The 18,980-nt window shown below is 45.5% G+C and carries 18 protein-coding genes and 2 pseudogenes; 4 read left to right on the top strand and 16 right to left on the bottom strand.

Going from position 1 to position 18,980, the window contains the following annotated elements:
• Positions 1-26: 26 nt before the first annotated feature.
• From D368_RS15095 to D368_RS15040, 12 genes and pseudogenes are all read right to left on the bottom strand, one after another.
• The gene (locus D368_RS15095; protein WP_063174898.1) at positions 27-725 is read right to left on the bottom strand and encodes a YqeB family protein; all 699 of its coding nucleotides are present in this window, start codon (positions 723-725) and stop codon (positions 27-29) included.
• Positions 726-834: 109 nt separating this feature from the next.
• Entirely contained in the window at positions 835-1,083 is a 249-nt protein-coding gene (locus D368_RS15090; RefSeq protein WP_007408989.1) for a sigma-G-dependent sporulation-specific acid-soluble spore protein CsgA, read from the bottom strand.
• 80 nt (positions 1,084-1,163) lie between these two features.
• Positions 1,164-1,640 carry a DUF4879 domain-containing protein gene (locus D368_RS15085; RefSeq protein ID WP_101562650.1) on the bottom strand — a complete coding sequence of 159 codons (477 nt, stop codon included), beginning with the start codon at positions 1,638-1,640 and terminating at the stop codon, positions 1,164-1,166.
• A 103-nt stretch (positions 1,641-1,743) separates the two neighbouring features.
• Positions 1,744-1,923, bottom strand: coding sequence for a hypothetical protein (locus tag D368_RS15080; RefSeq protein WP_003156739.1), 180 nt, complete (start codon positions 1,921-1,923; stop codon positions 1,744-1,746).
• Positions 1,924-1,936: 13 nt separating this feature from the next.
• Entirely contained in the window at positions 1,937-3,079 is a 1,143-nt protein-coding gene (locus D368_RS15075) for an ABC transporter permease (RefSeq protein WP_128574946.1), read from the bottom strand.
• On the bottom strand, positions 3,076-4,263 hold the full coding sequence (locus D368_RS15070) for an ABC transporter permease (protein ID WP_101562648.1): 1,188 nt from the start codon (positions 4,261-4,263) through the stop codon (positions 3,076-3,078). The genes D368_RS15075 and D368_RS15070 overlap by 4 nt, the downstream gene beginning before the upstream one ends.
• 8 nt (positions 4,264-4,271) lie before the next feature.
• Positions 4,272-5,207 carry an ABC transporter ATP-binding protein gene (locus tag D368_RS15065; RefSeq protein WP_128574945.1) on the bottom strand — a complete coding sequence of 312 codons (936 nt, stop codon included), beginning with the start codon at positions 5,205-5,207 and terminating at the stop codon, positions 4,272-4,274.
• Positions 5,208-5,348: 141 nt separating this feature from the next.
• Positions 5,349-5,993, bottom strand: a complete 645-nt coding sequence (locus tag D368_RS15060; RefSeq protein WP_070081300.1) for a response regulator — start codon at positions 5,991-5,993, stop codon at positions 5,349-5,351.
• 4 nt (positions 5,994-5,997) lie between these two features.
• A pseudogene (locus D368_RS15055) lies at positions 5,998-7,127 on the bottom strand (sensor histidine kinase).
• Positions 7,128-7,137: 10 nt separating this feature from the next.
• Positions 7,138-7,851 (bottom strand): YjjG family noncanonical pyrimidine nucleotidase, encoded by a 714-nt coding sequence (locus D368_RS15050; protein ID WP_044053412.1) that lies wholly within the window; start codon positions 7,849-7,851, stop codon positions 7,138-7,140.
• Positions 7,852-7,943: 92 nt separating this feature from the next.
• On the bottom strand, positions 7,944-9,329 hold the full coding sequence (locus D368_RS15045) for an amino acid permease (RefSeq protein WP_003156747.1): 1,386 nt from the start codon (positions 9,327-9,329) through the stop codon (positions 7,944-7,946).
• A 424-nt stretch (positions 9,330-9,753) separates the two neighbouring features.
• Positions 9,754-10,185, bottom strand: a complete 432-nt coding sequence (locus tag D368_RS15040) for a MarR family winged helix-turn-helix transcriptional regulator (protein WP_003156749.1) — start codon at positions 10,183-10,185, stop codon at positions 9,754-9,756.
• A gap of 194 nt (positions 10,186-10,379) precedes the next feature.
• Here D368_RS15040 and D368_RS15035 point away from each other — a divergent pair, with 194 nt between their 5' ends.
• The 3 genes from D368_RS15035 (at position 10,380) to D368_RS15025 (ending at position 12,402) form a co-directional block, all read left to right on the top strand.
• On the top strand, positions 10,380-10,784 hold the full coding sequence (locus D368_RS15035; RefSeq protein WP_003156751.1) for a CidA/LrgA family holin-like protein: 405 nt from the start codon (positions 10,380-10,382) through the stop codon (positions 10,782-10,784).
• Entirely contained in the window at positions 10,754-11,446 is a 693-nt protein-coding gene (locus D368_RS15030) for an LrgB family protein (protein ID WP_063636933.1), read from the top strand. The genes D368_RS15035 and D368_RS15030 overlap by 31 nt, the downstream gene beginning before the upstream one ends.
• Before the next feature lie 110 nt (positions 11,447-11,556).
• Positions 11,557-12,402, top strand: coding sequence for an aldo/keto reductase (locus tag D368_RS15025; RefSeq protein ID WP_128574944.1), 846 nt, complete (start codon positions 11,557-11,559; stop codon positions 12,400-12,402).
• Between the two features lie 42 nt (positions 12,403-12,444).
• Here the strand turns inward: D368_RS15025 and D368_RS15020 are convergent, their stop codons facing one another.
• Entirely contained in the window at positions 12,445-13,611 is a 1,167-nt protein-coding gene (locus D368_RS15020; protein WP_071392183.1) for a DUF4885 family protein, read from the bottom strand.
• Between the two features lie 134 nt (positions 13,612-13,745).
• Between D368_RS15020 and D368_RS15015 the strand changes: the two are divergent.
• A pseudogene (locus tag D368_RS15015) lies at positions 13,746-14,618 on the top strand (hypothetical protein).
• Between the two features lie 115 nt (positions 14,619-14,733).
• Here the strand turns inward: D368_RS15015 and D368_RS15010 are convergent.
• From D368_RS15010 to glmS, 3 genes are all read right to left on the bottom strand, one after another.
• Positions 14,734-15,387, bottom strand: coding sequence for an ABC-2 transporter permease (locus D368_RS15010; protein WP_071392185.1), 654 nt, complete (start codon positions 15,385-15,387; stop codon positions 14,734-14,736).
• Positions 15,365-16,237, bottom strand: a complete 873-nt coding sequence (locus D368_RS15005; protein ID WP_077721712.1) for an ABC transporter ATP-binding protein — start codon at positions 16,235-16,237, stop codon at positions 15,365-15,367. Before D368_RS15005 ends, D368_RS15010 begins: the two co-directional genes overlap by 23 nt.
• A gap of 631 nt (positions 16,238-16,868) precedes the next feature.
• A complete protein-coding gene (glmS, locus tag D368_RS15000; RefSeq protein WP_007609074.1) occupies positions 16,869-18,671 on the bottom strand; it encodes a glutamine--fructose-6-phosphate transaminase (isomerizing) in 1,803 nt (600 codons plus the stop codon).
• Between the last annotated feature and the right edge of the window lie 309 nt (positions 18,672-18,980).

The following is an 18,980-nucleotide window of genomic DNA, read 5'->3' as shown; positions in this document are numbered from 1 at the left end:
GCCGTATCAAACGGCGGCAGCTTTTTTTATGCAGACGGCGTTTTATAGATCCGCCAATATTGGCGCGATCCTTTCTCCCGCACGGTAATGCCCAGTTTGGATATTTCCGCTTTCAGCTCTTTCGCATCTGCCTTTTCCTCCTCTTTCAGCGCCTTTTCTCTCGCTTTTAAAAGAGCATTTGCCCCAGGCTCCAAATCCGGCGTGTCCGGCACCCACCGTTTGTATTCTTCTTTAAAAGGATCTTCCGTCCCCAGCCAGACATACCCATGCGCGCGAAACGCATCAGCCGCTTTTTCAACCGCCGGCTCAAGCTTCTCCCGAAAAAGCTCCTGTCCTTCAGTGCCTAATAAGACAAGATACTTCCCATCCGTAAACACACCGGAAATGCTGTCTTTCGAAAACACGCTTTCTTCATTATATATGGTTAAGGACACCTCGCTGTCCGTCACGACTGCCACAAGACTTTCTTTAAAAGCTGCCTGCGTCAGCCACACTCCCCCAATTAAGCCGATAACGGCAGTTGCAGCCGCAGCCTTCCATCCGTGAAAGGAAGCGATTATTTCCAGCGGCCCGTGAAAAGGCAGCCAATCCAATGTTACGGCCCACTTCGCAATGACCGGCAGAAACCATCCGATGACCAGCCCTAATAATGGCGGCACCAGAAAAACCAAAGCTTTTTCAACCGATGACAACTCAAGAACCGTCTGTTTTTTTATTTCGTTCATGTTTCTCCTCCGTCTGTGTTTTTCACAACTATCCATTATACAAAGGGTTGGATGATTCTGTAAACTGTTTCCGAAACAATAAAAAGCCTCCCGGCCGCCGGGAGGCTTTTTAAAACAGGAGCTCATATACTTCATTCAATTCCATCGTGCGCTTCTCATCCTGCTCGTTCTCAGCATATTTGATTTCCTTTTCAAGCACCTGATTCAGCGCATCCATTTCCAGATCATTTAGATCTTTCACGAACTCGCCTTCATTTGCATAATGCTTCACCTGAAGCTTTTTATAAATCCCCCGGCACACATCATGCTCCAAGTGGTTCGAAAGCGACTCGCGCAAATATCCAAGTGTCCTGTCCATCATGTAAGCCCTCCCTTTTCTTTAGGAATAGCTTCCCGGAAAGAGAGAAAAACTATACATGAAAGCACCGGGCGGCTGTTTTAACTCTGTACCTGAATGGAGAAAAATCCGCTGCTTAACGGCGTGTACGGCCCGTTCAGTCCCGTTGCGGAGAAAGAGAACGTTCCTGAACTGACATAAGAAAGAGGAACGCTGTAATATTTAATATAGCCTGTAACGATATTGCCGTTTTTCGTATATTCATCTTCCAGCGCTTTTGACGTAAGATTTGTAATATTCGTTCCGTTGTTAAACGCTTGAATCGAGTTATTGTTCGGATACCCTTGGAAATATACGGCTAAATAACCCGTTGTCCCCTTCATCGGTTTTGATGCGCTGATTTGGTTCGGCCCGATATTTTCCCATTGGTAATTCTGACCGTCAGACGTCACACCGATAATACGGATTTGTGTTAAAGCAGGGGCCGGCGCCGCAGACGCTGACGGAGCCCACAACCCGCTCACAAGCAACAAAGCAGCAGCGGCCGCGGCAAATAGCAAAACGAGTCTCTTTTTCATGTTTCTTCCTCCTCTTATTCTTTTCGTAGAATCCTATACTATTTTACATGATTCCCAAGGAAAAAGATTACATTTTATAAAAGAGTCCGGAATATTTTGTGAACTAGATATGAAACGCTCTGGAAACGCCATTGATTATGAGAAAGATGCCGCAGATTCTTAACACGACTCTTGAACTTCTGTCATCCTTACCGAAAAAGGTTTTTCCGAGCCAGCCGATCCATACGTTCATTGCGGCTCCAGCGAGCACTTCTATGATTCCGATGATTTCTGCCATATACAAAGCAGCCATCCTCCTAACTGTGTTTTTTCATATTACGGTTTATCAAATAGAGTGATAAAACCAATGACGCTGCACCGGCGGCAAGAAACAGGCTCAGCGGCACTATCTGCATGCTGTCTCCGCCATTGTTTTGAAACGCGCCGATCGCCCATTTTTCAGGGGTAAACAATGACAGCATCCGCATGTACTCCGGAGCCGTGTCTAATGTGAAGAAAGCCCCTCCCAATAAACCCGTGACAGCTATAAAAACGGAAGCAAGCGACGTGAATTGCTTTTGGCTCTTCATGAACGGTATCACGGCCATCGTTACAGCAGTCAGCGCAAACGAGCAGGCCGCAAGCACCGCTCCAGCAGCAAAAACATGATCAGCAAAACGGATGTGCAGCATGAATGTTCCGGCAGCGAGAATCACGATAATATGGAGAAGTCCGAAAAGATACGCCGCCGCAAACTTAGAAATTGCATATGCCGTATAGGAAACGGGCGTGCTCAGCAATCTGTCATATGTATGATTTTCTTGTTCATCTATAAATGATCGCAGGCTTTGGACTACAACGAACCAGATAAACATCACTAAAAATCCGATGAGTCTGTCGGCCGCCTGCCCGCCTGCATAAACGTGATGGCGGTCAACGGTGACGGCGGAATGACCCTGAATATCCTTCAAGAGATCAGCTGCCGCCTGCTTCCCATCGGTGTGCAGCGTGCGGGATATCACTTTTGCATCGCGGACTATTTTTTTCAGCGCGCCCGCCTGCTGCACAATCAGCTGCTCTGTCAAAACAGCATCACCCTTTTCTTCATTCTGAATAAATGAAACGTTCAATTCATCTCCGGAAAATAATGTCTCTTCAAAATGAGAGCCGATCAGCAATCCAAAGGATATATCCTGATGATTAACCTTTGTTTTTAATACGTCCTCCGTGACCTTCGTGACTTTTATATGGCCGGCTGTCTGAATCATTTTCATAAATTGCGCTGAATAGGCGCTCTGATCCTCATCAGCTACATATACTTCCTTCTGCTGACTGCCTTCCGCAGAAAAGGAAAAGAAATATGTGAGAAGGAGCGGAGCGGAAATCGTCGCAAAGATGGCAGCCCGATTTTGCAGCATCAGTTTCAGCTGATGTCTGATCATGAATAACAGCTGCATCATGAAACCGCCTCCTTCCGTTTAAACACCCAGACGGTCAAACATAAAAACACGGCGCCGATGGCGGCAAGCTCTGCCAAATCCGCCGCAATACCGCTCAGACCGGCATGCTGCGTGACACTGATATAGCTGTTGATCGCTTTGCCGTTCGGTATCAGCTCCTGCACGATTTTCAAACTGTCAGGCAAGCCGTCTTTTGCGATAAAACTTCCGCCTAAAAAACTGAAGCCATACAGAATAGGAGCCGCCATGCTTGAGACGGTCTCGTGGTTTTTTGCAGTAACCCCCCAAAGGAGCACAATACTGCCGATCGCAAATGAATAAACGATCGTCACCAGCAATACTTCAAACAAATTGCCCCATTTTACCTGATATAAGATGCTGCTTGCGATGATGACGGCAGCCATTTGCATCAGGATGGCAAACATGATTCCCAAAAGCTTACCCGCCACGTATTGGATACGTAAAACAGGCATTGATTTGATTCTGAATAACGTGTACTGCTGTCTCTCTTCCACTATCCCGTGAATGAGCGCAAACGCGGTCATAATGGAGAACATGACGACCATTGCGATTGAATAATACTGCATCGCATCAATCGGAGCCGCGTGATTGCCTGCGGACTGTTTCGGAATGGTGACAGTCTGTCCACGTTCACCCGAAAGGCCGCTGATGATTTTGCTGACATCTCCCTTTGACAGATGTCCCGACTGCTTGAGCACCGCTTTTTCTTCGCTGAATTCCGCTTTTACTCTGGTGACAAACGAATCGGCCATCATTTCCACAATGTCTCCGTTTACAGAGCCTTGTTGGTCCGAGATGACTTTGATACTTGTTTTTTCATTGTGTTCCGCCGCTTTTGCAAAGCCTTTCGGCACGTATACAAAAACGGAGACTTTGCCGCTTTCGACAAGCTGTTTCCCTTCTTGGTAACTGCCTATATCTTTTACACGGATGAGATCGTTTTGGTTCAGCACGTCATTCTTTAATTGGTCACCCAAAGAACTCTCCGCGTGATCCGCATTATAAAACGCAGTCTGAAATGGCTTCACTTTTGAATCGCCGTGAAAAACCGTTCCTAAAATGAAAATCATCAGCGCCGGAAACAGAAGCAGTTTTATATAGAAAGACTTTGCGCCGGCCAATAACCGAAAATCTAATAAGATCAGCCTGAATAATATTTTCATGACGCCCCCTATGAATCCCGCAGCGTTTTGCCGGTGAGCCGGAGGAAAATGCTTTCCAGATTGGCTTCCTCGAAATGAATGCCCTTAATGGTGATACCGGTTTTCCTGATATCATCCGCAATATCAAGGATATTGCGATCTGCCGCAGAGACGAGCATCGTAATGGTCTGCCGGCTGACAGCAGCCTCGGCAACACCGGGAATGCGGCGGATTTTTTTAACGGCATCATCATTCAGCCCCTCTGCATTCACGGTCAGGGTATCAGAGGCTTTGGCTGACTGCTTCAATTCGTCTTTCGTCCCGCAGGCAATGATTGAGCCGTGATCCATGATCGCCGCTTTTTCACAGAGGTATTCGGCCTCTTCCATGTAATGGCTCGTGTAGATGACGGTCATCCCTTTTTCTTGATTTAACGTCTTCACGGTTTCAAGAATGTGGTGTCTGGATTGCGGATCAATTCCGACGGTCGGTTCATCTAAAATGAATAGTTTCGGTTCATTCATTAGCGCGGCACCGATATTCACCCGTCTTTTCATGCCGCCCGAAAACTCAGATATCCTTTGATTTCGCTGTTCCTGTAATTCGATGATGTCCAACACTTCATCAACCCGTTTACAAAGTTCCTTACCGGAAAGTCCGTACAGACTTCCGAAAAAAGCCAAATTATCCTTTGCGCTTAACGCTTGATATAAAGCGATTTCCTGCGGGACGACTCCCATCACTTTTTTTATGGCCGCAGGCTGCTCCTGCAATGAGGCTCCGTCAATACAGATTGTTCCGCCCGTCGGCGGAAGCACGGTGCTGATCATCGACACCGTTGTTGATTTACCGGCGCCGTTTGGCCCCAGCAGACCGAATATCTCTCCTTTTTCGACGCGCAGTGATATATGATTGACAGCGGTAAAATCGCCGTACTTTTTTGTCAAATCCGTTAATTCGAGCATTCGTGCAGCACTCCTTGTGTCATGTCTGCACTTATTCTACTCTTGGCGATCCTTGTTTTCTATTCACTTTCGTACTCGATATGGGTATTACTTTCGTCATATGTTTAGTGATAAAAAGGGAGAGAGGAGGGTGAAGCGGGGTTATAGCAATTTTTGCAAATATAAGGTAAGCTCGGTTCTGTTTGACACTTCAAGTTTATCGAGGATTCTGGATACATAGTTTTTCACAGTGCCTTCAGTCAGAAATAAGTCTGCGGCAATGCGTTTATTGCTTTTGCCTTCCATAATGTGTTTCGCCACATCAAGCTCTCTCGGCGTGAGAATCTCCTTCAGCTTTGACCGCGGCTCTTCCTGCACCGCAGGGATCTCCATATTGTTCAGCGCTTTTACGACGGAAACCGTGATTTTGGGATTCAGCATCATCTTCCCTTCATAAACGGCTTGAAGGGAGGCGGTAATTTCATCTGAATCAGCATCCTTCAAGAGATAGCCGTCGGCTCCGCTTTTCAGCCCGGCAAAAATATAGTGATCATCTTCAAACGTTGTCAGAATGATGACTTTTACGGAAGGATATCGCGCTTTTACCGCTTTTGTCGTTTCGATTCCGTCCATACCGGGCATTCTGATATCCATCAAAATCACATCGGTTTCGGTTTGAGAAAGCAGCCGGAGAACCTCTTCGCCGCAAGAAGCCTCTCCCGATATTTGAATTCCTTCGTGAAGACTCAGAATCATTTTCAGCCCCTCTCTCACAATGGACTGGTCGTCTGCAATCATGACATTCACTTGATTATTCCTCCTTGCATGGAATCCTTATTTTCACGTCAAAACCCGTTTCCTTCCCGGAAGAGAAAACAGCCTCTCCGCCAAGTGCGGCCGCTCTTTTCTCAATTCCTTTCAGACCATTTGATTTTATGATCGTTCCGCAGGCTGAGCCGTTATTATGAATGTGCGCCAATATCATATTTCGGTTTTTTGAATCCGGACAGAAACATATGAAGCATGTCCATGCTTTATCGCATTCGTAATCGTTTCCTGAACGGATTGATAAAGACAATGCTTCACATCCGGCTGTTCCGCTTCTATGGCCGCGTCCGTCTCCAGCTCGAAGCGAATGCCTCCCGCCTCTTGAAAATGACTGAAAATGTCACGGAGCTCTTGCTCAAACGCCCTCTCGGACAAAGAGCCCTGCAGCAGCGTAACCGCCTGGCGAAGCTTTAAAATGGATTCTTTCGTAAGATCATGCGCTTTATGAATGATCTGCTTCACTTTGTCCGGCTGATGCCCGGCTGTCTTCCCGGCAAATTCTAAATTCATTTTCAGAGCAGCCAGATAATGACCGAGCGAATCATGCAGCTCCTGCGCAATTCTTGTTCTTTCTTTCGTAACAGCCAGTTCCTCAATCCGGTCTGAATATTCCTTCAGTGTGTCATTAGCGGTTTTCAGCTCTCGGTTCAGCAATTCTACCTTCGACTTCTCCTGCAGGTTTTTCCGATATAAATAAATCACCGCAAACATGATGAAGTATGGCGGCACGATATCACTGACACCCGCTCCTCCGGCGTATAAAGCTGCGGCAAATGTGGCGGCATTCACCGTTAATAAAACAGCCGGAATCTGCTGATCAGTAATAAGCACCTCCGCCAGTAAAAGCACCATTACGGCCTGTGTCCCCACACTATAGACATTGTACAAAAGAACTCCCGCGATAACGTTGCTCAGGAGAAAAGAGCCTTGATATACAGCCGGCCTTCTCTTCATATATAGCGGCCGCAGGCAGTCATTAGCCGTCAGCATCATCACGAGCACAGACAAAAAAACCTTCAGCTCCCCCCGGCCGGGAGGAAGCTGAAGAATCGCATGAAAGATTGATAGTAATGCAAAACCCCTGATCAGTAACTTCGTATGTGCAATCTTCATCGTATTCTCCTTACAGATGAGCGGCGGCTTTTCGCTCCACGTTCAGCACATCATACAGCTCATCAAGCGAATGAATTTCATACGTCGGGATGATCCCGGACTCATTTGCTTTCTTTCCGGGATTAAACCAGCACGTATCCATTCCCGCCATCTGACCGCCTTTTATGTCCGCGCTCAATGAATCGCCGATAATAAGACCGTGCCCGGCAGAAAAACCGGGAATTCTCGCAAATACATAATCAAAGTATTCCTTCATCGGCTTTTGAAAACCCGTGTCCTCAGATACAAACACATCTTTAAAAAACGGATACAGACCGGAGTCGCCCAGCCGCTTATATTGTGATCTTGAGACGCCGTTCGTCACGATGTATAAATCAAATAAAGGACTCAGCCGTTCAATCAGCTCATAAGCTCCGTCTATCATCTGGTGCCCTTCTTCTAAGTATTGGCGGTACGCCTGATTCATCAGCACGCCGTCGGCTTCGAGGCCGTATTCTTTAAATAAAAGGGCAAACCGTGTATTCACCACTTCATCGCGGGTCATTTCCCCCTCTTCAAACGCCTTCCACAGCCCTTGATTTAACGCTTTATAACGGGCTTCCACCTCTGCCGTCAGCTCCAGCTTTGAACCTTGAAACAATTTTTGAAGAGCATCGGTTTCTGAAGCGGTAAAATCCAGCAGCGTATTGTCTATATCAAATAATAACGTACGGTAATGACTCATCGATGTTTCCCCCGGTTCTGCTTTTTTTAACCAGTATACCACTCGCGGACAAGCCGAAAAAGACACCCCTGTAAGAGAGGTGTCTTTTTGAATTATACAGCGTCTTCTATTTTCGATTTTTCACCAGGCATGCGCTTGCCGATACCGAACGCATAATAGCTGACCGTCACAATCGCCAGGAAAATCACCCCGACAACCAAAGAAATCCGCGTATCTTTGTTAAACCACATGCCGATCAATACCATGAGTAAGAAAGCGATCGTCAAATAGTTTGTAAACGGCGCAAAAGGCATTTTAAACGGATGCTTATCAAGCTCAGCGCCCTTCGCTCTTCTGAAACCGAGATGGCTGATTAAAATGACGAACCACGGAATCATTCCCGGCAGCACACTCGCGCTGTACACATAAACAAAAATTTTCGGAGGCGCGATGTAGTTCAGCACGACACCGATCACAAGTCCGATTAATACCGCAAGCGTACCAAATATCGGCACACCGCTCGAAGAAACTTTCTTAAAGAATTTCGGCGCCTGTCCGTTCACGCCTAACGTATAAAGCATACGTCCCGCACTGAATATCCCGCTGTTGCATCCGGACATCGCAGCGGTAATCACAACAAAGTTAATCAAACCGGCCGCCGCCGTAATCCCGACTTTCGCAAATGTCGAAACAAACGGACTGCCGAGTGAGTGAAGCTCATTCCACGGATATACGGTAACGATCACGAAAATCGCACCGATGTAGAAAATTAAAATCCGCCAGATAATGCTCTGAATCGCGCTTCGCAGCGTTTTTTGCGGGTCCTTCGCTTCCCCTGCCGTAATTCCGATCAGCTCGACCCCTTGATAGGCCGCAACAACCAAAGACAAAGCAAAGAAAAATCCTGAAAAACCATTTGTAAAGAAACCGCCGTGCGACCATAAATTAGATAATCCGATCGCATGCCCTCCGTTACCGAAACCGAAGAAAATAATCCCGATTCCGGCCACAATCATCAGAATAATGGTGACGATTTTGATCATGGCAAACCAAAATTCAAACTCTCCGAAAGATTTTACTGAAATTAAATTCGCCGCACCGAGAATGGCCATGGCGATAATGCCGGGAATCCATGCCGGCAGATCAGGAAACCAATATTTCATATACGAACCGACGGCGATAATTTCAGACATCCCGACGATCACCCATTGAAACCAGTTGCTCCACGCCGTCATATAGCCGGCTAACGGATGTATATACTTATGGCCGAATGTCGCAAACGACCCTGTACTCGGCTCTACATAGAGCATTTCGCCCATCGCACGCATGATAAAAAAGATAAAGATACCCGAGATCGCATAAGCCAGCAGGACAGACGGCCCTGTCCATCCGATCGTGCTGGATGACCCCATGAATAAACCGACACCGATCGTGCCGCCCAGCGCAATCATCTGTATATGACGCGCGCCTAAGCCTCTCTTTAATTCTTTGTTTGCCACTTCGCTTCCTCCTCTTAACAGCTCTGATATATGTGAAATAATGAAGCAGAAGGTGCACCTGTTGAACCTAACTCAATCTTCATTTCCCGCAATATTAGAAATATTCTATCTTCCTATCGTTATATAATCTCCAATTTCCTTATTCCATCATAATAAATTTTCGTGGAAAATACAATTGTTTTTTTCAGGCAAACACCTTGCACTCTGAACCAATGGAGTAAAAATAAAGCGCTTTCACTTTCATTGAATTATGAATATTGAGATAATAAATGCCGCAGCCTCCGAGAAACATTATTTCCCAGGAGAAACGTTTTCCGCCCCCTATTAATATTATTTTTGCTAAGCAGAATGGCGTAAAGCCTTACTCTCTTCCATTCTCCCTTGTATACGCCATAATCCTGCTTAACCCGGCAAAAATCATGCATTAATCGATAAATGCCTCATTCAGCCGCAGCAAAAGCCGGCCGAACATTTCTTTTTCATCGCCGGACCAATCGTCAAGCATACGATGATACCGCTCAAGGCGCATCTTTTTATCAGCTTTTAACCTCTGTTTGCCAAGCTTCGTAATCGCAAACAGACTGACCCGCCCGTCAGAAGGATCAGAAAAACGCTGGATCAGCTCTTTCGACTCCAAGGCCGCTGCCTGGCGTGACAATGTAGAAATATCCAGCTTAAATGATTCGGCCAATTCCTTCACACGCGCAGGCCCGAATTCATCCAGCTGCCGTAGTAACAAATACGCAGCCCTTTCCAGATGTCCGATTTTACGGTCGGAGTTATCAAGATAAACAGCTCTCCTGATAAAAGTGGTGAGCTCATATTCAATTAATTCAATCGGATCTTGTTTTGACAAACGCCTCACTCCTTACATTGACAACAGCAACATTAGTTGTATAATACAAACATATGCACATTTACTCAGAAAACATATAGAAATATTTTGCATACATATATTTGTATAGTACAAATATATGTGCCAAAAGTAAAGAAACTTATAGAAACATCAAGAAAGGGGGAAGCTGCTCTTCTCCAAAGAACAGCATTGTCGTGAAAGTCATACGCATCATCTTGCAAATCATTATTTTATTCGCATTTTCCTTTATCGGGGGAGCCGTTCAGCAGTTCTTTCACCTGCCCATTCCCGGAAGCATCATCGGTTTGATCCTGCTGATCATATGTTTATCGGTTAAGATCATTCCCGTCAAAATGATTGAAGACGGAGCCGGATTTTTGCTGTCTTTTCTTCCGCTCTTATTCATTCCGGCCATGACGGGCGTCATCAATTACCCGTCACTGTTTTCCGCCAGCGGGGCTGCTCTGTTTCTGATCATCGTGCTGAGCACCATCGTCACAATGATCGCCGCAGGGTACGCCAGCCAGCTGTTAGAGCATAAAGCCAATCAGAGAAAGGAGAAAAAGAAGTGCAGCAAGCATGTATCGCAATCGTTATAATTTTGTTCACGGCCGCCGCCTATCTGGCTATGGTGAGATTATATGTGCGCTTTCCATATCCCTTTCTCATACCGGTTTTGACGACTACGATTTTCATTATCGCCGTGCTGCTTGTTTTTCATATTCCGTATAAAGACTATATGATCGGCGGACAATGGATCAATTCACTGCTCGGCCCCGCCGTGGTGGCTTTGGCATACCCGCTTTATAAGCAGCGCCGGGTGTTAATCAAGTATATGTTTCCGATCATCGGCGGCGTGTTGGCCGGTTTATTCTCCGGAATGGTCAGCGGCCTGCTATTTGCAGAGCTGTTCGGCATCAGCCGGAGTTTGATTTTGTCAATTATCCCAAAATCAATTACGACGCCTGTCGCCATACAGATTGCGTCCGGTATCGGCGGTGTCCCTTCCATGACAGTCGTGTTCGTCATGATCGCAGGGTTTTCCGGCGTTATCTTAGGACCGCTGCTTCTCAAGTGGATCCGCATCCGCAGCTCACTCGGGAAGGGAATTGCATTCGGGAGCGCCTCCCATGCGCTCGGCACCTCAAAAGCAATGGAGTACGGAGAATTAACGGTCTCCATGAGTTCTGTTTCCATGACGCTCTGCGCCGTGTTAGGGTCGGTCTTCGGCCCTGTCGTAGCATGGATGTTTCAAATTTAAAGCCGGCGGTTCTCCGTCAGCTTTTTTCATGTGCGGATCATCTCATTTCCTTCCATTATTATGTTTCATTTGTAAGAATAATGGTAAAGTAGAAAACAAGGAGGGATTTAATGATGACTGGAGCAATTCCGCAAAAGAAACTGCTGGATGGGACAAGCATTCCTGCGATCGGCTTCGGTACATACGCTCTTAATGGAAACAATGGCGTTCATGCCATTACCAGCGCCATTGATATCGGCTACCGTCTGATTGATACCGCTTATAACTATGAAAATGAAGGGACGGTCGGAGAAGCCATCCGCAGAAGCTCTGTTCCGAGAGAACAGCTATACGTGACGTCCAAGCTGCCCGGGCGCTACCATGACTATGACAAAGCTGTACAAACCATCCAAGAATCTTTATACCGCGCCGGTCTGGACTACTATGACCTGTATCTCGTCCATTGGCCGAATCCGAAACAAGACCGCTACACGGAAGCATGGCAGGCACTGATTGATGCGAAAAAATGGGGCCTGATCCGATCCATCGGCGTCTGCAATTTCCTGCCTGAGCATATCGAACGGCTCGAACGTGAAACCGGTATAAAGCCAGGCATCAACCAAATTGAACTGCATCCCGCTTTTAATCAGCAGCAGCAGCGCCAATGGCACGAAGAACGGGGCATCGTGACAGAATCATGGAGCCCGTTATCCCGCGCCGGTGAAGTATTAAACGATCAAAAACTCGGACAGATTGCGGACAAATACGGCAAAACCATTTCTCAAGTCATTTTGCGCTGGCATATCCAGCTGGGCGCCATCCCGATTCCAAAATCAGCATCGCCCGAGCGCCAGCTTGAAAACATCTCTGTTTTTGATTTCTCCCTTGATGAAAACGACATGAACATCATCGACTCGCTTACCCGCCCCGACGGACGCATAAACGGCCAAGACCCGGCGGAGTATGAGGAGTTTTAAGAAAACACATAAAGAAAAGCTGACGGCAGCTTTTTTCTCATTTTATATACGCACACCCAGCTCCCGTTTCCATTCAGAAAGCCAATCTGTATCCCCAGATCCGTATTGCCTGCTTTGACCGGCATCACGCAGAGATCCGTTTTTATACTCAATGGACAGCACCAAATCAGGAATGGCGTCATAACCCGTTCTCGCAAGCTTCGTGAGCCCCTGTCCGTAATGGGCGGCCGCTTCTGCCGCCGTATGTTTCAGCAAAGGATCGTGCTGCAGCGCTTCCTTATAGACGTCTAAAAGGTCACGGCCGTCTTCTGTGACGTACTTTCCGTCCACGATCTGCAAGTCTTTCAGATGATAGCCGGTCACCTCATACATTTCCCGAACGACTTGATATTTCTCATATGTTTCCGGCGTAAACTGCGAGGAGTCATCACTCCGGCTGCGAATGATGTGCGCAAACAGCTCTTTGCTGTTTTCCCCGGAGTTTAAGACGGCTTCAATCTGCTGAGTGAGCTCTTTATCGTCAATCCCGCTCACTTTTAACAGATAATCAATCGGTGATATCGTAAATGTAAGATTCGCACCCTCCGGAATCTGAATATGATTCCGATGAAAAAGCACACCGATTTGCTGATTGACCTGCCCTCTCTGAAACACCTTTTCATTTTCTCCTTGAATCTCTCCGTTGAGCGTTTCACCCCGAAACGCCGCATCACGGAAATCATAGCTCTGGGCTTTCCCCTTAAACAGCCATTCCGTTTCATTATGATAAGCAGCCTGACGCTCCGATTCTGATAAATCACTTCTGAAATAAGGTGAATCGGCACGCTGGTATTTGTCCTTAATATAATGCAAAGGATCTGGTTTTCGTTTATTGATTTCATTGATACGGCTGTATTTCTCATCAAGAATCTTGCTCGCAATATCACTCTCAGACTCATACGGATTATTAGCGTCTATTACCGTCTCATTCCCATTATCCGTAATCGTTTTCTGATTTGCGGATTGATATAAACGGGACAGACTGCTCCCTTTCTCAGTGACACCGCTCCTTGAATAATTCACCTGGCTGAGATCGCGGGTGCCGCTTGCCTGAATCAATAAGCTGTCCGGCCCTTTTGCCGCATCTTTCACATTTGTTTTGGAAGAATACCGCTGAAGCGCTTGCTGAGCCATTATTTGATTTTTTATATAACGAGCGTTTAGGCGCATGTTTTTAACCTCCGCTTGAGATAATGTTCTAGTGTTTGTATCGGCTGTTTTCCAGTTGATTTTAACCTAAAATAACAAATATTTACATCACGGGAGTTTTTATGTATGATGTAGTCAAAAAGGGGGATTTTTCCATGAAAAAGTATATATCTATACTATTTGTCAGTGCAATCGTATTATCAGGCGTATTGATTGCACCTTCAGCCTCTGCGTCTCAAAAGAACTCATCACAAATAAGCGCTATTACAGGAAATCACTCATTTGAAACTGCCAATCCAGTAGGCTACTGGAAATATAAAAATATTGATACTGCCATATTGCCGGAAGGGGAAAAGAATCGTACTTCACTTTCACGGCAAATAAGGGAGAAAGACTCTATGTCAGGAGCTCAACAAGAAGTGAATACAAGGGAATGAGTTTTGAAATTTATAATAAAAACAAAGTGCTGATCAGTAAAGGCACAGAAGTGATAAACCCTGATACGCCGCTTCCTTTTATCTATGCCATTACAGATGCGAAAGAAAACAACGAGACGTTCTACGTAAAAGTGTCCCGAGGCTCATACACTGACGATATATACTTTACACTCTCCATTTACGATCGAATCAAAACCGGAAGCGAGACCTTCTCATTCAGCGGCACGGCTGAAAATAAAGGAAATACAAACCTCAGTCCGAATGGATCAGATTCAACTGTTCTCAGGCTCGACTTAACCAAACAGACAAGCATTCCAAAAGACGCCATAGTGAAAAGAATCAGCACCGCCGCGACTCAAATACCAAGTCAAGGAAACACAAGACACTGCATAATGTCAGAAGAAAATAAAGTGTGGCACCGCGCACTCGCAAACAGCTCCACTCAAGGAAATTACGATATCACACTGGAAGATAACCTCTCAGTCTCAAGCATCTGGAATTTTAAATACAACACACTCGCAAGCAAAATCGGCTATGAAAAATGTGAAATTGAAGATTGATTATGAGTACGATGTGACAACGCAGTTTTAATTAGAAGAACAGCCGCCCATTGTGCGGGCGGCTGTCTCCTTGGAGTTAAAGTGAATTTATGAGCCCGTGCCATGCCTTATCCTGTTGTCACAGCATAAAATCATTAAACACGCTGCTAAAATTCTTTTTTATGATATATAGCTGAGGCAATGAAAAATGAAATGATATATAAGATAACGCCGATCATGAGATATATAATCGGGACATATAAAGAAGGATTTATGTGCAAAAATGACAGCGGTACTTGTTCTGCTACATACCCAACGACACTTTGCAATCCAAAGGTAGCAAAAAGTCCCCCCATTGCCCCTCCAATCACGATAGCATCGGATTTTTCCGGGCCTATCATGTAGAGAAGAGGATAAACGATTGCACCGGCAAAGAGAACGATGAACGTTCCAAAAGAGACAATATTAAATATGCCGTCAATTGGTTCATCAGAACCCAGGCTGTATACAACGAAAATACCATAAGATATTACAGCTCCGATCACAACAATCAAAAGATAAAAGAAATAGTGACTTTGAACAATATTTGTTCTGCTGACCGGTAAAGTCAGGACATACCTGTCATAGCCAGACTTGCTCTCATACTTTATAACCTCAAGTGCGGGCATAACGACAAACAAAATAATCAGCATAGCAACAAAACGATGCATTGAAGCATCCCCAAAATAAAAAATGACTGCTGATACCAATATGGCCAACCCTGTGTATGCAAAGAAACTCCGATAAACCAAGTAATAGTTAGTCAGTAACAGACCTCTCAATGTTTTCACTCCTCGTTAAAAAGACGCTGATTTCTTCTATGGAAATGGTGTTGGCCGTTACGCCATTCGGCAACTTCTGTTGATCCGATACAAGCACACTCCAATAAGATCCATGATTCCTTTTTGCTAGAACGATATCTTCGTCAAGCTCAGCCAATTGGCCTTCATCAACATCTATAACGGTATAGCTTTCAAGAACCTTATCTTTCTCTTCATTTAATAAAATTTCGCCATCTTTCATAATAATGATATGGCTGGCTATCTTCTCGACATCAGTCATAATGTGCGATGAAAGTAAAATACCGCCGTTGCTTTTACTCACAAAGCTTTTTAATTCATTTAACAGATCATCTCTTGAAGAAGGATCAAGCCCTCCCGTTGCTTCATCCAGAAGTAATAATTTTGCATTATGCGACAAAGCAACAGCTACGGATAACTTCATTGACATGCCGCGCGAGAATGTATTCACTTTTTTGTCCATAGGTAAAGAGAAAGAATGAACCAACCGGTAAAAATGATCTTGGTCCCAAGCGTCGAATAGTTTCTTAAATACATGATTCAGCTGCTTTATCGTAAGGTGCGCGGGCAGATTCATCGCATCAAATACGACCCCAATATCTTCTTTAAACTTTATATGTTTATCCAGATTCTCCTCACCAAAGATTTTCACTTTTCCTCTATCTTGAGAGATTAACCCTAATATCGTTTTAAATGTTGTTGATTTGCCTGCGCCGTTATCACCGATAAAACCGACAATGGATCCGGCAGGCACATTGAATGTAACATCCTTTAAAACAGCTTTATGACCAAAAGATTTGCTGATGTTTCTGATTTCTAAAAGATTTGACATCATTCCACTCCTATCATTGTTGTCAGGACTTTTTTAAGAATTGAACCGGATTATTGCAAAAATGTTGTGATTTTCATATCTAGTCTAGGTATTCATAATGGATCAGGAGCCGGCAAATACAAAAGGGATTTTAAAGTTCTAAGCATAATATGGAAGTGTAATCGATTGATTAGGTTTATATAATGGGATATTCATGATGAAAACTGCTGGAGGTGACTTACATGCTGGAAAAGAAAATGTGTATTCTATAATCTATATATGTAGTCTCATCAGATAACAGATTTATTGTCTAATTGAGTAGCCCGTTCAAGAGTGAAGTATGTCCTAAAAAGTAATCAGACATGGGAATAAAACACCAAACAAATACTTATTCAAAAACCAATAATTGATCGCTACCATTCTTTACTAATGGTTACATTTATGGGTTTAAACTGGAATATATTTATATTATAAAATAGGCGTTACTTCTTTTCAATATATATATGGGGATTTCTTTATAAATATAAAATTCTTCAGTTTATCAACAGGCGAACACTTCTTATTTTCATACTAAAAACCCCTCTGGTTTATCTAAAACCAGAGGGGTCAAACTTTCCGACTATATTTTAAGTTTACCGTGAATTATTTATTCCTATTCCACAGTCACACTCTTCGCAAGGTTGCGCGGTTTATCAACGTCACAGCCGCGGTGCAGTGCAGCGTAGTAAGCGATCAGCTGCAATGGCACAACAGAAACCAGCGGAGCAAGCGCAGGGTTGACTTCCGGCAGGATGAATCTGTCGTCTGCGTCTTCTAAGCCTTTCAGCGAGATGATGCAAGTGTTGGCGCCGCGGGCTGCGACTTCCTTCACGTTTCCGCGGATGCTCAGGTTGACGTGTTCTTGTGTCGCAAGCGCAAAGACCGGTGTTCCTTCTTCAATCAGAGCGATTGTTCCGTGCTTCAGCTCGCCGCCGGCGAAGCCTTCCGCCTGGATGTAAGAAATCTCTTTCAGCTTCAGGGCGCCTTCGACACATACGAAGTAGTCAAGGCCGCGGCCGATGAAGAAAGCGTTTCTTGAAACAGTCAGGTACTCACGCGCAATCATTTCCATTTCGTCCTTCTGGTCGCAGAGAGCTTCCATGGCATTTGCCGCGATACCTAATTCTTTGACCAAATCAAAACCGATATCAACGCCGTTGCGTTCTGCTGCAACGGACGCAACGATCGCGAGGACGGCAATCTGAGCCGTATACGCTTTTGTTGATGCCACGGCGATCTCAGGGCCTGCGTGCAGAAGCAATGTGTAATCCGCTTCACGGGAAAGCGTTGATCCCGGAACGTTTGTAATCGTCAGCGCTTTGTGACCCAGCGCTTTGACTTGAACAAGCACAGCGCGGCTGTCCGCTGTTTCTCCGCTTTGAGAAAGGAAGATAAAGAGCGGCTTCTTAGACAGAAGCGGCATGTTGTAAGAGAATTCACTCGCTACATGCACTTCAACCGGTACGTTTGCCCACATTTCAATATATTGTTTCCCGACAAGACCGGCGTGGTAGCTCGTTCCGCAAGCCACGATATAAATGCGGTCCGCTTCCGCCACGGCGTCAGCGACATCGCCCGCCACGGCCAGTCTGCCGTTTTCGTCCTGATACGTTTGGATGATTTTGCGCATAACAAGCGGCTGCTCATCCGTTTCTTTTAACATGTAGTGAGGGTATGTGCCTTTTTCGATATCACTGGCGTCAAGCTCAGCGATATAAGACGCACGTGTCATGACTTCACCGTCAAGGTTTTTAATCACGGCTTCGTCTTTTGTCACGATCACCATTTCTTTGTCCAAAAGCTCAACGTATTCATTCGTTACTTGAAGCATAGCCATCGCGTCAGATGCCACGACGTTAAACGTATCTCCAAGACCGATTAACAGAGGGCTTTTGTTTTTTGCAACGTAAATGGTGTCTGTGTTTTCACCGTCAAATAATGCAATTGCGTAAGAGCCTTTTAACAGAGTCAGTGTTTTGCGGAACGCTTCTTCTGTGCTGAGTCCTCCCGCCACAAATTGCTCGATCATTTGAACGACTACTTCAGTGTCCGTGTCGCTTTTCAGTTCAACGTTTTCAAGATATTCGCGCTTCAGCTGAACATAGTTCTCGATCACACCGTTATGAACAAGTGTAAAGCGGCCGAGTGCGCTTTGATGCGGGTGAGCGTTCAGGAAGCTTGGTTCGCCGTGAGTCGCCCAGCGTGTATGGCCGATTCCCGCTTGAGATTCAACCGTGTGATCCACCACTTCACGAAGGTCGGCGATGCGGCCTTTTTCTTTGTACACATGCACGCCCTGCTCATTCGCCACAGCGATACCGGCAGAGTCATAGCCGCGGTACTCAAGCTTCTCTAATCCTTTTAACAAAATCTCTTTCGCATCAAGCTGACCGATGTAACCTACAATTCCACACATATTTTCTTCCTCCTAAAGGTGTAAAAGGAGACGAAGAAAGTCAAATTACAAGGGGACTTTCAATCGTCCCCTCCCACATGTTTTTTTGGAAGATCATGTGATTTCCCTTTGTTCGGAGAGTCGCCCCTCCGGTTTGAAGAAATCCTTACGGCTGTGATCTAAATGAATCAGCCGGGAGGCATCCGCCGAAAATTCGATAACCTCCATCCTCGTCAACTAAGCCGTTTTTCGGGCGCTTAGTTCGGGCGCTGTAATTATAAAAGATGCAAACAATCCCGCCTTTCCTGCAAGTGAAAAACAAAGGCTGAA

Source organism: Paenibacillus lentimorbus NRRL B-30488, from assembly GCF_000411595.1.
Lineage (GTDB): Bacteria > Bacillota > Bacilli > Bacillales > Bacillaceae > Bacillus > Bacillus velezensis.
This window is presented reverse-complemented; position numbering and strand designations above follow the sequence as displayed.